Origin of the sequence: Kitasatospora sp. NPDC089797 (assembly GCF_040684795.1) — a bacterium.
Lineage (GTDB): Bacteria > Actinomycetota > Actinomycetes > Streptomycetales > Streptomycetaceae > Kitasatospora.
The window spans coordinates 123,295-136,549 of sequence record NZ_JBFBGS010000018.1; the positions used below are offsets into that span (position 1 = coordinate 123,295).

A 13,255-nucleotide genomic window follows, 5' to 3' on the forward strand; every position below is an offset into this window, starting at 1 on the left:
GTGCAGATGATCCTCGACGACAACGGTGTCGTCCTGGCGAAGAACACCATCGGCCTCTACGACTGGGTACAGGAGAGCGACCCGGGCATCGCCGCGATCTCGGCCGGCTCGGACGGCACCCAGATGATCCTCGACAACTCCGGCACCGTCCTCGCCAAGAACGGCATCAGCCTCTACAACTGGACCAAGGAGAGCGACCCCGTCGTCAAGGCCATCTCCACCAACGGCGGCGCACAGATGATCCTCGACGACAACGGTGTCGTCCTGGCGAAGAACACCATCGGCCTCTACGACTGGGTACAGGAGAGCGACCCGGGCATCGCCGCGATCTCGGCCGGCTCGGACGGCACCCAGATGATCCTCGACAACTCCGGCACCGTCCTCGCCAAGAACGGCATCGGCCTCTACAACTGGACCAAGGAGAGCGACCCCGTCGTCAAGGCCATCTCCACCAACGGCGGCGCACAGATGATCCTCAGCCGGTGAGCGTCCGCCCCCGCTGCTGACCGGCAACGCCCCGGGCCGGGGCCGGACCCGAGGGGTCCGGCCCCGGCCCGGTCGTGTGCCGGCCGAGACCGCTCCGCCGGCCGCGGCACCGCGGCGGATGCCGACGGCACCGCAGGGGACACCAACGGCCCTGCGGAGAAGAGCGGTTCGGGTCGACTCTAGGGTGGGCGGCATGAAACCCGCCCTGGTCCTCGCTGCCGCCCTGGCCCTGTCCTCGGCCGCCACCGCTGCCCCGGCCGCCTCCGCCGGCACCCTTCCGCCCGACCCGCTGGACCGCTTCCGCCACCAGAAGCTCGCCTGGCAGCCCTGCCAGGACCCGCAGTTGACCGCCGCCGGCGCCCAGTGCACGACGCTCACCGTCCCGTTGGACTACCGCACCCCGCAGGACGGGCGCACCCTGGCCCTGGCCGTCTCCCGGATCAGAACCGCCGACCCGGCCATGCGGCGCGGCATCCTGCTCACCAACCCGGGCGGCCCCGGCACCCGCGGGCTGGACCTGCCCGTGGCCCTGCACGCCCAGCTGGCCCCGGCCACGGTCGCCGGCTACGACCTGATCGGCCTGGACCCGCGCGGGGTGGGCGCCAGCGGCGGCCTGAACTGCGGCCTGAACCGCAGCACTTGGCTGCGCTCGGTGGGCGCCGACCTGTCCGGCTTCGATCAGGCCTGGCAGCTGGCCAAGGCCGACGCGGACGCCTGCTGGAACAAGTACCCCGCCCTGCTGCCCCAGTTGACCACCCGTAACACCGCCCGGGACCTGGACGTGCTGCGCGCGGCCCTGGGCGAACAGCGCGCCTCCTTCTTCGGGCAGTCCTACGGCGCGCTGCTGGGCGCGGTGTACGCCCAGCTGTACCCGCAGCGGGTGGACCGGCTGGTGCTGGACAGTGCGCCGGACCCGGAGCGCTACGGCAGCGGGGCGTTCCTCCAGGACATGGGCGCCGCCAACGAGCGGGCGCTGGACGACTTCGCCGCCTGGGCCGCGCCGCGCAACGGCACGTACGGGCTGGGCGCGAGCCCGGCGGCGGTGCGGGCCACCGTCGAGTCCCTGGTGCGCCGGGCACGGACGGCGCCGATCGCCGTCGACGGCTTCCACCTGGACGGCGCCCTGCTGCCGGTGCTGCTCACCTTCTGCCAGGGCGACGACCGCGACAGCGCCGACTACGCGGGCATACTGCGCCAGTTGCTGGACGCGGCCGACGGCAAGCCGGTGCAGGCGAGCCCGGCGCTGCACGAGCTGCTGACCACCCTGCTGGCCCCCGGCCCGGACGCCGGCGCCGACCTCGCCGCCACCATGGGCTACCTGTGCGACGACGCGGCCGCGCCGCGCCTGCAGCAGTGGTACCGCACCGCCGTCCAGAACTCCCTGTCCACCCAGCCGGTGTTCGGTCCGGTGTACAGCGGGCCGACCCCGTGCGCGAGTTGGCGCAGCAACCCGACGGAGGCGTTCGTCCGGGTGCGCAACGCGGTGCCGGCCCTGCAGATCCAGTCCACCGGTGACACCCACGCCCCCTACCAGGGCGCCGTGGCGCTGCACGGGCGGCTGACCGGCTCCCGGCTGGTCACCGTGCCGGGCCGGGTGCACACCGTCCTCCTCAACGGGTACAGCGCCTGCGCCCAACAGGCCGTCGACGCCTACCTGTCCGAGGGCACGCTGCCGGAGGCCGACACCACCTGCTGAGGCGGGCGCGGGGCACGCGGCGCCACCACCCACCGCGTGCCCCGTACCGGCGTACCGGCGTACCGGTCCTACTGGCCCACGCGTCCGTCCACGCACTCGCGCAGCAGGTCGGCGTGGCCGCAGTGGCGGGCGTACTCCTCGATGCGGTGGACCTGGATCTCGCGGACCGAGAGCCGCTGCGCGCCGAGGCGCTCGCCGAGGTCGGGGTGGGCGTCCAACCGGGCGTCGAGGGCGGCCTGTTCGCGCGCCAGGTCCTGCCAGGCGGCCTCGACCAGGGCCGGGTCGGGCAGGGCGCCGTCGAAGTCGGCGTCGCGCGCGCCGTAGAGCTTGGGCAGCGGTTCGCCGTCGGTGATCCAGTTGCGCCAGTCGCGTTCCGCCCGGGCCAGGTGACGCACCAGGCCGAGCAGGGACATGGTGGACGGCGGGACGGAGCGGCGGGCGAGCTGCTCGGCGTCCAGGCCCTCGCACTTCATCCGCAGGGTGTGGCGGTAGTTGGTCAGGTAGTCCGCGAGGGTGGCTGCCTCACCGTCCGGGGAGGGGCCTTCGCTGTTGCGGGGGTCGTCGGCCGGGTCGGCCCACATGTCGGGGTAGACAGTGGCCTGGGTCCAGCGCTCGGGTCGCTCAGTGCTCATCCGGGCATCCTCGCCCGCAACGGGCCCCGCCCGCCAGCGAGTTACCCGGCGCCCGCGCGCCGGAGCGCCCGTCCCGGTTCCCGGCGCGCCGGGAACCGTCGGCCCGGGGCCTGTTGGGAGGAACGTCCAGGCCCGGGGCGGGGATGCGGGGGCCGGGTTGGTAGGCGGTGCCGATGGCCGGGGCGGCGGCCATCCGGTGGAGTGGGGCGACTCCCCCGGCCACTGTCCCGGCCGCTGCCCGGCCACCACCGACGAAGGGCGCCCCTTGTCCGTCAGCACCGCCGCTCCCGGCACCGCCCCCGGCACCCTGCACGGCATCGTCCGGCTGGCCGGGCCCCGGCTGCCAGTCGTCTCCTTCCTGGCCCGGCTGCCCGCCGCGCTCTGCCCGACCGGGACGCTGCTGATGGTGACCGCGCTCGACGGGGTGGGCCGGGGCGGCCTGGTCGCGGGGGCGCTGTGGGCGGGCCAGGCGGTGGGCGGTCCGCTGCTGGGCCGGCTGGCCGACCGCCGCGGGCACCGGCCGGTGCTCCTCGCCGCGTCGGCGGCCAACGCGGCGCTGACGGCCGCGCTGGTCCTGGCCGTGGTCGGCGCGCTGCCCGGGCCGGCGCAGGCGGGCTGCGCGCTGCTGGCCGGTTTCACCGTGCCGCAGGTCGGGCCGCTGTCCCGGACCCGGTGGATCGCGCTGGCGAGCCGGCGCGAGGACGGTGACCGGCTGGTCGGCCCGGCGCTCGCCTTCGACACCGTGCTGGACGAGACGAGCTTCGTGGCGGGCCCCGCGCTGGTCGGGATCCTGGCCTGGGCGGTGCACCCGGCGGCGGGCCTGGTGTGCGCGGCCGTGCTGACGGCGCTCTTCGGCGCGCTGTTCGCCCTGCACCCGACGGCTCCCCCGGCGCTGCCGCGGACCGTGGCGGCGGGGCGGCTGCTGTCCGGGCCGCTGCTGGTGCTGCTGGCGGCGACCGTGCTGCAGGGCGTGGTGTTCGGCGCCGCCAACACCGGCGTGCAGTACCTGGCCCGGGGGGACGCGGGCGTCGGCGGGCTGGTCTGGGCGGGGATGGGGGTGAGCAGCGCGGCGGCCGGGTTCCTGCTGGCGTCGTCCTCCGGGCGGTTCGACCTCACGGTGCGGCTGCGGACGGCGGTGGCCGTGCAGGCGCTGCTGCTGGCGACCCTGTTGGCGGTCGACGGGGTGGCGGGCGCGGCGTGGTCGGTGGCGGCGGTCGGTTTCGCGGTGGCCCCGGCGCTGATCGCGGTGTTCGGGCTGGCCGAGCGGGTCGCGCCGGCCGGGCGGATGGGCGAGGCGATGACGCTGCTGGGCAGCGGGCTGATCGCGGGGCAGGGCCTGGCGGTGACCGGGACGGGGCCCCTGGTGGGCGCCCACGGCCAGCTCGCGGCGTTCGCGGTGGCCTGCGCGGCCGGGGGCGCGGCCGCGCTGCTGGCCCTCGTCCTGGTCCGGCCCGGGCGGTACCCGGCGCCCGCCGCACCCGCCGCGTCGACGGGGTCCGCCTGACCCCTGGCGGTCCGCCCGCTCCGCCCGGCGCCCGCCCGTCACCCGCCCGGCGCCCGTCCGCCGCCCCGGTTCCGTCAACTGCCGCCCCCGCGTCACCCGATCAGGGGGGCTGGTGTGCATGCTGGGACAGACGGGACGTAGCGTCGTGGCGGCGAACCGCGGACGGCCCCGGGAGGGCGGCAGGAGTGCAGGTCATGAGGGTTGGACGAGGCGCGGCGGCAGTGGCGCTGGCGGCGACGGTGCTGACGGCGACGGCCTGCGGGGCCCCCTCCCCCGGCGGCGCCGGGGACCGCGCCACCGCCGCCCCCGACCAGGCGGGCAAGGCGGCGCCGGAGCCCGACGGCCGTCCGCTGGCCCTGGTCTACCGGGGCCCGGCCGCCTGCGACGGCTGCCCCGAGGCGGCGCACGACATGCTGGAGCACGACGGCTTCGCGGTGCGCTACATCGGCCCCGACGAGCAGGACCGCTTCGGCCCGAACGCGCTGTCCGGCGTCGCGCTGTACGTGCAGCCGGGCGGCACCAACGGGCAGGAGGTGACCACCGCCTGGCGCCTGATGCAGCGCGACCCGGGCTTCTCCCCGGAGCTGGTGCGCGCGTACGTGCGCGGCGGCGGGCACTACCTGGGCCTGTGCATGGGCGGCTACCTGGCGGGACGCGGCCCCGGCTACGGCCTCCTGCCGGGCGACTCCGGGCAGTACATCAGCTCCGACGGCGCCACCGTCACCGACGAGCAGGACCACCTGGTCGACGTCTCCTGGCGCGGGCAGCCGCAGCGGATGTACTTCCAGGACGGCCCGTACTTCGACGTGCACGGCCCGGACGCCGACGTGCTAGCCCGCTACACCAACAACCGGGCCGCGGCCGTGGTCGCCTCCTACGGCGCGGGGCGGGTGGCGGTCAGCGGCCCGCACCCGGAGGCGCCCTCGGAGTGGTACCGCGACTACGACCTCTCGGACGAGTCACAGACCGGCCTGGGCCTGGGCGAGGACCTGCTGCACACCCTGATGGGCACCCCCGCGGCCCCTGCGGCCGCCCCGACCTCGCCCACCCCCACGACCCCCGCGTCCGCCCCGACCCCCGCGTCTCCCGCAGCCCCCGCGGCCGCCCCGACCTCCTGACCCCGGCCACGCCCCCGACGCCCCCGACGCCCCCGCACTAGTGCACGGGCGCGGGCGCCCGCCTGCGCAAACCTGCCGCCGCACCCCGGGAGCACTCCCCCACCGCCCTAGTGCACTAGTGCTGAAATCCCCAAATAACCGCAGGACAAGGCTTGTTGAGCGCCATGCGTACGGCGTACGGTTGCGGGCATGGAGAACACCGACATCCTCATCTCCGGCGCCGGCATCGCCGGCCCCGCCCTCGCCTACTGGCTGCGCCGCCACGGCCTGCGCCCGGTCGTCGTCGAACGCGCCCCCGGCCCGCGCCCCGGCGGGCAGGCCGTCGACCTGCGCGGCGCCGGACGCACCGTCATCGAGCGGATGGGCCTGATGGAGCGGGCCCGGGCGCTGTGCGTGGAGCAGCGCGGCATCGCCCTGGTGGACCGCCGGGGCCGGCACGCCGCCCGGATGCCCGTGGAGCTGTTCGGGGGCGAGGGCATCGTCTCCGAGCTGGAGATCCTGCGCGGCGACCTCGCCGACCTGCTCCGGGAGGCCACCGACGGCGTCGAGTACCGCTACGACGACACGGTCACCGCGCTCGACCAGGACGCCACCGGCGTCACCGTCCGCTTCGAGAACTCCCCCGCCCGCCGTTTCGGCCTGGTCGTCGGCGCCGACGGGCTGCACTCGGCGGTGCGCCGGCTGGCCTTCGGCCCGGCGGCCGGGCACTACCGCCCGCTCGGCGGCTACCACGCCTGGTTCACCGTCCACGACCCGTCCTTCGCCCGGGAGTTGGACAGCTGGTTCCTGATGTACAACGCCCCCGGCGGGCTGGTCGCCTCCGCCCGGCCGGGCCGGCTGCCCGGCGAGGTGAAGGCCTCCCTCGGCTTCCGCTCGGCCCCGCTCACCCTGGACCGCCACGACGGCGCCGCCCAGCGCCGCCTGCTCGCCGAGCGCTTCGCGGGCACCGGCTGGGAGGTGGACCGGCTGCTCGCCGGGCTGGCCGCCGCCGACGACTTCGCCTTCGACTCCTTCGGCCAGATCCACCTCGACCGCTACAGCCGCGGGCGCGTCGCCCTGCTCGGCGACGCCGGCTACAGCCCCAGCCCGCTCACCGGCCTGGGCACCAGCCTCGCCCTGGTCGGCGCCTACCTGCTGGCCGGTGAACTCGCCGCCTCCGCAGGGGACTTCCGCACCGCCTACGCCCGCTACGAGGAGCGGATGCGCCCCTACGTGACCCGCGCCCAGGAGCTGCCGCCCGGCGGCGTGCAGGGCTACGCCCCGGACAGCGCCCTGATGATCCGGCTGCGCGCCGCCTCCATGCGCTGCATGGGCCGCTGGCCGCTGCGCCCGATCCTGGCCGCCCAGTTCGCCAAGGCCGGCGACATCGCCCTGCCCGACTACCCGCTGCCCGCCCACGCCTGAAGGGGCTTGCACCTCACGTCGGGTCAGGAGGAATGCTCGTGCCATGCACACCGACGGACAGACCTGGAAGGTCGGCCCGCTCGCCGAGGCGAGCGGACTGACCGTACGCACCCTGCACCACTGGGACCGGATCGGCCTGCTGGCCCCCTCCCGGCGCACCTCCTCCGGCCACCGCGCCTACACCGAGCAGGACGTCGTGCGCCTCTACCAGATCCTCGCGCTGCGCCGCCTGGGCCTGGGGCTGGAGACCATCGCCACCTGTCTGGACGCCGGTGTGGACCCGCTGCGGCTGGTGCGCGAGCACCTGGCCGCCACCGACGCCTCCCTGGCCGCCCTGCAGACCCTGCGCGAGCGCCTGGCCCGGCTGCACACCGACCTCGCCGCCGAGCGCGAGCCCGGCACCGCCGACCTGCTGCGCCTGCTCCGGGCCACCGCCGCGGCCGGCCCCGCCGTCGACCGGGCGCTGCGCCGCCACCTCGACGACGACCAGCTGCACGCCCTCGCCGACCACGCCGCCGCCCTGGGGCCGGCCACCCACTACCTGCTGGAGGTCGAGTGGCCCCAGCTCTACCGCCGCGCCGAGGAGCTGCGCGCCGCCGGCACCGACCCCGCCGACCCCCGGGCGCGCCGCATCGCCGAACGCCTCGACGAGCTCTCCCGGCTCTTCTCCGGCGGCGACAGCGCCCTGTCCGCGGCCGTGCGCACCGCCTGGCGCGAGGACCCGGCCGCCCTGTCCGGCGACCCGCAGGCCCCCGCCGACGCCTGGGCCGACGTGCGCGCCTTCCTCGACCACGCCCGCCGGGCCGCGTCGTGACCCCGGGGCACGGCGTGCTCCCGCACCGCTTCCGGCTGCGCGTCAGCCTGCTGAGCACCGTGCCGGTGCTGGCCGTGGCCGCCCTGGTGCTGCCCCCGCTCGCCCTGGCCGGCCTGCTCCCGTGGTCGGTCCTGCCGGCCGTCGCCCTGGCCCAGGCCGTCCAGGCCGCTCTGGTCCTCCACCACCTGGGCCGCACCCGGCACCGCGCCTGAACGCCCCCGCCCGGGCCCGCCCCGCCCCGGCCCGCCCCGGGAGGGCTACGCGGCGCGCGGCTGGTTGAAGCGCAGCATGTTGCCCGCCGGGTCGCGGAAGGCGCAGTCGCGGACGCCGTAGGGCTGGTCCATCGGCTCCTGGAGGACCTCGGCGCCGGCGGCGCGGATGCGCTCGAAGGTGGCGTCGCAGTCGTCGGTGCGGAAGATGACGCCGCGCAGCAGGCCCTTGGCGAGGAGTTCGGCGGCGGCGCGGCGGTCGTCCGCGGAGGCGTGCGGGTCGGCGAGCGGGGGTTCCAGGACGATCTCGACGCCGGGCTGTTCGGGCGAGCCGACGGTGACCCAGCGCATCCCCTCGAAGCCGACGTCGTTGCGGACCTCGAAGCCGAGGACGTCGCGGTAGAAGGCGAGCGCCTTGTCGTGGTCGTCGACGGCGATGAAGCACTGCGCGAGTTCGATGCTCATGCCGGTCAAACTAGCGGGCCCGGGGGCCTCATGTCCGCCGGACCGGCCGGGTGCCGATCTTGGCGACGCAGGCGGGGATCGGCTCGCCGTCGGCGTGGTCGCGGGCGCGGTAGGCGCTGGGGCTCTCGCCGACGAGTTCGGTGAAGCGGGTGCTGAAGGAGCCCAGCGAGGTGCAGCCGACCGCCATGCACACCTCGGTGACGTTCAGGTCGCCGCGCCGCAGCAGGGCCTTGGCCCGTTCGATGCGCCGGGTCATCAGGTAGCTGTACGGGGTCTCCCCGTAGGCGGCGCGGAAGCTGCGGGAGAAGTGGCCGGCGGACATCAGCGCGGTGGCGGCCAGCGCGGGCACGTCCAGCGGCTGGTCGTACTCGCGGTCCATCCGGTCGCGGGCCCGGCGCAGCCGGACGAGGTCGTCGAGGGGCACTCGGGTGGGCATACCGGCCACCGTACCGAGTGCCGGTGACGGGCGGAGCGGGCCGCCGCGCTCCCCCGCCCGGCGGCGGCCCGCTCGCGCCGGGCGCGCCGCGCCGACCACCCTGGAGGGTGGCCGCAGACGACGAACCGTCCGTCCCGCGCGCGCCCGGCAACCGGGCGGCGGCGCTGGGGGTGCTGGTCGCCACGGCGCTGGTGCTGGCGGCGCAGGCGGCCAGCGGCTCCGGTTCGCGGCTGGTGCTGCTGCTGGTGTTCCTGCCGGCGCTGCTGGCGGGGCTGGGCACGGTGGCGCAGACGGTGGCCGCCTCGGTGTGGGTGACGGCCGTGGTGGCGGTGCACTCGGCGCTGTACCCGCCCACCGACCTGCCGGCCCGGCTGGGCACCCTGCTGGGCGTGGTGGCCGCGGAGGCGGCGGTGGTCGCGCTGTGCGCCCGGCGGGTGCGGCGCGAGCGGCGGCTGTTCCGGATGCGGCAGAGCGCGGTGGCCCTGCAGCGCCAGCTGCTGCGTCCGCTGCCGGTGCGCACCGCGGAGCTGGAGCTGTACGGGCTGTACCGGCCGGTGGAGGAGGACACCCTGGTCGGCGGTGACCTGTACGACGTGGCGGACACGCCGTTCGGCACCCGGGTGCTGGTGGGCGATGTGCAGGGCAAGGGTCTGCGGGCGATCGGCGCGGGGTTCGCGGTGCTGAGCGCGTTCCGGGAGGCGGCGTTCCGGGAGGCGGAGCTGACGGCGGTGGCGGACGCGCTGGAGGCGGCGGTGGAGCGGCACAACGCCTACGCCGAGCAGAGCGGGGAGCTGGAGCGGTTCGTCACCGCGACGGTGCTGTGCGTGCGGGCAGGCCGGGACGTGCGGGCCGTGGACTGCGGGCATCTGGCGCCCTGTCTGCTGCACGCCGACGGCCGGGTGGAGGCCGTCGAGCTGCCCGCCGGGGTGCCGTTGGGCCTGGCGGCGCTGACCGGTGAGCCGCGCGCGGTGGGGCGCTTCGTGCTGCCCGCGGGCGGGGTGCTGGTGCTGCTGACCGACGGGATCACCGAGGCCCGGGACGCCTCGGGCGCGTTCTACCCGGCGGAGCGGGGGCTGGCCGAGCTGGCGGGCGGCGGCGCGGCGGCGCTGCCCGGGGCGTTGGAGGCGCGGGCGCGCGGCTGGAGCGGCGGGCGCAGCCGCGACGACGTGACCGTTCTGGCGCTGTGCCGGGCGCCGGCGCCCTGAGGGGCCGGGCCGCGGGTGCCATCGGGGGCGGGTGCCATCGGGCGGCCCCCGGCTGCGGGTGCCACTGGCGGCGATCTAGGGTGGCGGCATGATCTCCTCTCCGATATCCGGTCCGATATCCGACCCCGCCGAGGCCCTGCGGGTGCTGCTGGAGGGCAATGCCCGGTTCGTCGACGGCAGTCCCGAGCACCCCAACCAGGACGCCGGGCGGCGGGCCGCGCTGGCCCCGGCGCAGAAGCCGTTCGCCGTGCTGTTCGGCTGTTCGGACTCCCGGCTGGCCGCCGAGATCATCTTCGACCGGGGCCTGGGCGACCTGTTCGTGGTGCGCACCGCCGGGCACGTGACCGGCGCGGAGGCGCTGGGCAGCATCGAGTACGGGGTGGCGGTGCTGGACTGTCCGCTGGTGGTGGTGCTCGGCCACGACTCCTGCGGTGCGGTGGCGGCGGCCCTGGACTCGCTGGAGCAGGGGAAGCTGCCGGGCGGCTTCGTGCGGGACGTGGTGGAGCGGGTCACCCCGAGCGTGCTGTCGGCGCGGGCGGCGGGCATCGAGGACCCGGACGCGATCGTGGACGAGCACATCCGCCAGACCGTGGACCTGCTGGTGGAGCGTTCCCAGGTGCTGGCCTCCGGGGTCGCGGAGGGGCGGGTCGCGGTGGTGGGCCTGTCCTACCGGCTGCGTGACGGCCAGGCCCGTACCGTCGCCGCCCACGGGGTGGGCTGACCCGGCCGCGGTACGGGAGTCGCAGTACGGGAGCCGCAGTACGGGAGGCGGGCCGGCGCCGGCGGGGAACTGGACGTCCGATCCCCGCCAGCGCGGGTGCGCGGGCGGGGGCAGAGTCGGTGGCCGACAGCGGTTCATCCGGCTCCTCCCCCTGCAAGGACGGCTCCTCCCGTGCACAAGGTCACCGATCTCAAGGTCCTCTACTTCGGCACCCCGGTGGTGCTGATCGGTTCGCGCAACGAGGACGGCGGCGCCAACCTGATGCCGATGTCCTCGGCCTGGTGGCTGGGGCAGACCTGCGTGCTGGGTCTGGGCAACAGCTCCCAGACGGCGGCCAACCTGCGGCGCGAGGGCGAGTGCGTGCTCAACCTGCCCTGCTCGGCGCAGGTCGACGTGGTGGACCGGCTGGCGCTGCTGACGGCCAATCCGCGCATCGCCGAGTACCGGCGGGCGCAGGGCTACCGCTACGAGCGGGACAAGTTCGGCGCGGCCGGGCTGACCGAGCTGCCCGGCGAGCTGGTGCGGGCGCCGCGGGCCGCCGAGTGCCCGGTGCAGCTGGAGTGCCGGGTGGAGGAGGCCAGGCCGCTGGCGGGCAACGAGGGGTGCACCGCCTTCGAGGTGACCGTGGTGCGCGCCCACGTGGACGAGCGGCTGCTCGTGCCGGGCACCGACCACTACGTGGACCCGGTCGGCTGGGACCCGCTGATCATGAAGTTCTGCGAGTTCTTCGGCGGGGGCCGGCGGCTGACCCCCTCGCGGCTGGCCGAGGGCTGGCAGATGCCCGGCCGGCTGCCGGCCGCCGTCTGACGGACCGGCCTCGGGCCACGGGCGCCGCGCAGGACGGGCGGCTCAGAGCGGGATGGTCTCCCCGCAGGAGTCGCAGACCCGGGTCGCGGGCAGCTGGAGGAAGCAGGTCGGGCAGATCGCCGGCGGGCGCTCCGCCGGCGCCGCGGTGGCGGCGGCACGGGTACCGGTGGCGGCGGCCTTGCGGCGGGTGACGGCGGTCGTCAGCCGCGGGGCCAGCGCCGGGATGCCGCCGTCGGCGGGCAGGTCGGCGCCGAAGTGCCGGTAACAGGCCAGCCGGGCGGCGGCGGCGTGCTGCTCGCGGTCCATCTCGTCCAGGATCGGCGGCTGCCCGGCCACCTCCAGCACGTCCTGGTAGCCGGCGCCGACCATGCCGTCGGTGGCGTGCACCACCAGCGCGGTCAGCGGCGGGTCGCCGCGCCGGTGGGCCTCGCGCACCACCAGGGCCAGCACCTTGCCGATCCAGTGCCGCTGGTTGACGCTGGTGCGCACCCCGGAGGCCTGCTGGACGGCCTCGGCCAGCTCGGCGTAGGTGATCACCGCGTGGTAGCGGCCCGCCACGTCCACCAGGGCGGGGTAGGCCGCCCTGGTCCACACGATGTGCGCCTGGCTGACGGCGACCGCCGAGCCGTCCGCGTCCCGCCAGTAGCCGCGCTGCTGCTGCGCCATCCGTCCGCCCCTGTCCCATCCGCCTGTCCCGCCCCCGCCGGGAGCGAGGCTACCCCGCGCCGGTGTCCGGTTTCCTGTCGGGGCGGCGCCCCCGGGCTTGACTTCAAGTGCTGTTGAAGTCGTGGAATGGGTGCCGACCGCAGCCGTACGGGCACTCCGCGGTCGATGCCCCCGCCCGTACGGGAACGGACCGGGGCCGGGACCGCCGCCTGTTCCTGATCGTGCCGTCGGCGGCCCCGGCCCCTGTCCCCTGTCACCCCGTCTCCTGGCGGCCGGTCACCACACGCCCGGGAGCAGGCGCCTGCGGGTGCGGGCGTAGGCGCGGTAGCGCTCGCCGAGGTCGCGCAGCAGGGCGCGCTCCTCCACCCGGATCCGGCGGACCACGGCGGTGGTGACGGCGGCGAGCAGGGCCGGCAGCGAGAGCCAGTTGCCGATCACCAGGCCCAGGCCGGCGACGGCGAGCAGCAGCGCGGTGTAGCTCGGATGGCGTACGTAGCGGTAGGGGCCGGTGTCGACCACCGGCTGGTCGGTGCTGGTGCGCACGGTGAAGGTGAAGTACCGGCCCAGCGTGTGGAAGGACCAGCCGCGCAGGGCCAGGCCGCACCACCACAGCACCAGTCCGGCCCACGCCCAGCCGCGCCCGAGGCCGGCCTGCGGCACCCCGGCCGCCAGCGCGTAGGCGGCGCCGAACCCGGCCGCCCCCATGAGCTGCAGCGCCCCGGCACCGCCGTGCGCGGCCGCCCTCGCCTCCGGCCGCCGGCGGCGCGCCTGCCGCGCCTCGGCGACCAGCCACACCACCGCGGTCGCCACCACCAGCGCGTGGAACTCCGCACCCGGCCGGTACTGCACACCTCCACGGTACGGTCCGGCGGGCGGGGGCCACCGGGGCATGTCCGGCGGGCGGGCGGGTAGCAGGGGTCCCAGGGCGGCGCTCCCCCTGGTGGCGGCGGTCGTCACGGCGGTGGCCTGCACGGCGTTCGTCTTCACAACCGTCGGGCCCGGGTCCGCTTCCCCCTCAAGTGCGGGCAAAGCGAAGCGGTGCGGTCACGGGGGAAACCGTGACCGCACCGCTACCTGTCCGGGTGTTCGACG

Annotated in this window: 15 protein-coding genes; 10 read left to right on the forward strand and 5 right to left on the reverse strand. The window is 76.2% G+C overall.

Going from position 1 to position 13,255, the window contains the following annotated elements; all coding sequences use genetic code 11:
* Positions 1 to 486, forward strand: a 486-nt coding sequence (locus tag AB0O91_RS16795; RefSeq protein WP_363433106.1) for a hypothetical protein, incomplete at its 5' end; no start/stop codon positions are given.
* Positions 487 to 679: 193 nt separating this feature from the next.
* A complete protein-coding gene (locus AB0O91_RS16800) occupies positions 680 to 2,182 on the forward strand; it encodes an alpha/beta hydrolase (RefSeq protein ID WP_363433108.1) in 1,503 nt (500 codons plus the stop codon).
* A gap of 68 nt (positions 2,183 to 2,250) precedes the next feature.
* Here the strand turns inward: AB0O91_RS16800 and AB0O91_RS16805 are convergent, their stop codons facing one another.
* Complete coding sequence (locus AB0O91_RS16805) at positions 2,251 to 2,814, reverse strand: DinB family protein (RefSeq protein WP_363433110.1); 564 nt, start codon at positions 2,812 to 2,814, stop codon at positions 2,251 to 2,253.
* 265 nt (positions 2,815 to 3,079) lie between these two features.
* Between AB0O91_RS16805 and AB0O91_RS16810 the strand changes: the two genes are divergently transcribed.
* The 5 genes from AB0O91_RS16810 (at position 3,080) to AB0O91_RS16830 (ending at position 7,866) form a co-directional block, all read left to right on the forward strand.
* A complete protein-coding gene (locus tag AB0O91_RS16810) occupies positions 3,080 to 4,318 on the forward strand; it encodes an MFS transporter (protein WP_363433113.1) in 1,239 nt (412 codons plus the stop codon).
* 194 nt (positions 4,319 to 4,512) lie between these two features.
* Positions 4,513 to 5,436: a hypothetical protein gene (locus tag AB0O91_RS16815; RefSeq protein WP_363433116.1), complete on the forward strand. Its 924-nt coding sequence runs from the start codon at positions 4,513 to 4,515 to the stop codon at positions 5,434 to 5,436.
* Positions 5,437 to 5,625: 189 nt separating this feature from the next.
* Complete coding sequence (locus AB0O91_RS16820) at positions 5,626 to 6,840, forward strand: FAD-dependent monooxygenase (protein WP_363433119.1); 1,215 nt, start codon at positions 5,626 to 5,628, stop codon at positions 6,838 to 6,840.
* Between the two features lie 43 nt (positions 6,841 to 6,883).
* Positions 6,884 to 7,654 (forward strand): MerR family transcriptional regulator, encoded by a 771-nt coding sequence (locus AB0O91_RS16825; RefSeq protein WP_363433122.1) that lies wholly within the window; start codon positions 6,884 to 6,886, stop codon positions 7,652 to 7,654.
* Positions 7,651 to 7,866, forward strand: a complete 216-nt coding sequence (locus tag AB0O91_RS16830; protein WP_363433124.1) for a hypothetical protein — start codon at positions 7,651 to 7,653, stop codon at positions 7,864 to 7,866. The genes AB0O91_RS16825 and AB0O91_RS16830 overlap by 4 nt, the downstream gene beginning before the upstream one ends.
* A 45-nt stretch (positions 7,867 to 7,911) precedes the next feature.
* Here AB0O91_RS16830 and AB0O91_RS16835 read toward each other — a convergent pair whose 3' ends face one another.
* A complete protein-coding gene (locus AB0O91_RS16835; protein WP_363433127.1) occupies positions 7,912 to 8,328 on the reverse strand; it encodes a VOC family protein in 417 nt (138 codons plus the stop codon).
* Between the two features lie 28 nt (positions 8,329 to 8,356).
* Positions 8,357 to 8,764 (reverse strand): helix-turn-helix transcriptional regulator, encoded by a 408-nt coding sequence (locus tag AB0O91_RS16840; RefSeq protein ID WP_363433129.1) that lies wholly within the window; start codon positions 8,762 to 8,764, stop codon positions 8,357 to 8,359.
* Positions 8,765 to 8,871: 107 nt separating this feature from the next.
* On the opposite strand from AB0O91_RS16840, the gene AB0O91_RS16845 reads away from it, so the two are divergent.
* From AB0O91_RS16845 to AB0O91_RS16855, 3 genes are all read left to right on the forward strand, one after another.
* Complete coding sequence (locus AB0O91_RS16845) at positions 8,872 to 9,969, forward strand: PP2C family protein-serine/threonine phosphatase (RefSeq protein ID WP_363433131.1); 1,098 nt, start codon at positions 8,872 to 8,874, stop codon at positions 9,967 to 9,969.
* A gap of 88 nt (positions 9,970 to 10,057) precedes the next feature.
* Complete coding sequence (locus tag AB0O91_RS16850; RefSeq protein ID WP_363433133.1) at positions 10,058 to 10,690, forward strand: carbonic anhydrase; 633 nt, start codon at positions 10,058 to 10,060, stop codon at positions 10,688 to 10,690.
* A 171-nt stretch (positions 10,691 to 10,861) separates the two neighbouring features.
* On the forward strand, positions 10,862 to 11,497 hold the full coding sequence (locus tag AB0O91_RS16855; RefSeq protein ID WP_363433136.1) for a flavin reductase family protein: 636 nt from the start codon (positions 10,862 to 10,864) through the stop codon (positions 11,495 to 11,497).
* 42 nt (positions 11,498 to 11,539) lie between these two features.
* Here the strand turns inward: AB0O91_RS16855 and AB0O91_RS16860 are convergent, their stop codons facing one another.
* Together AB0O91_RS16860 and AB0O91_RS16865 are read right to left on the reverse strand one after the other, a co-directional pair.
* Complete coding sequence (locus AB0O91_RS16860) at positions 11,540 to 12,163, reverse strand: hypothetical protein (RefSeq protein WP_363433139.1); 624 nt, start codon at positions 12,161 to 12,163, stop codon at positions 11,540 to 11,542.
* A gap of 276 nt (positions 12,164 to 12,439) precedes the next feature.
* Positions 12,440 to 13,012 carry an isoprenylcysteine carboxylmethyltransferase family protein gene (locus tag AB0O91_RS16865; protein ID WP_363433141.1) on the reverse strand — a complete coding sequence of 191 codons (573 nt, stop codon included), beginning with the start codon at positions 13,010 to 13,012 and terminating at the stop codon, positions 12,440 to 12,442.
* Between the last annotated feature and the right edge of the window lie 243 nt (positions 13,013 to 13,255).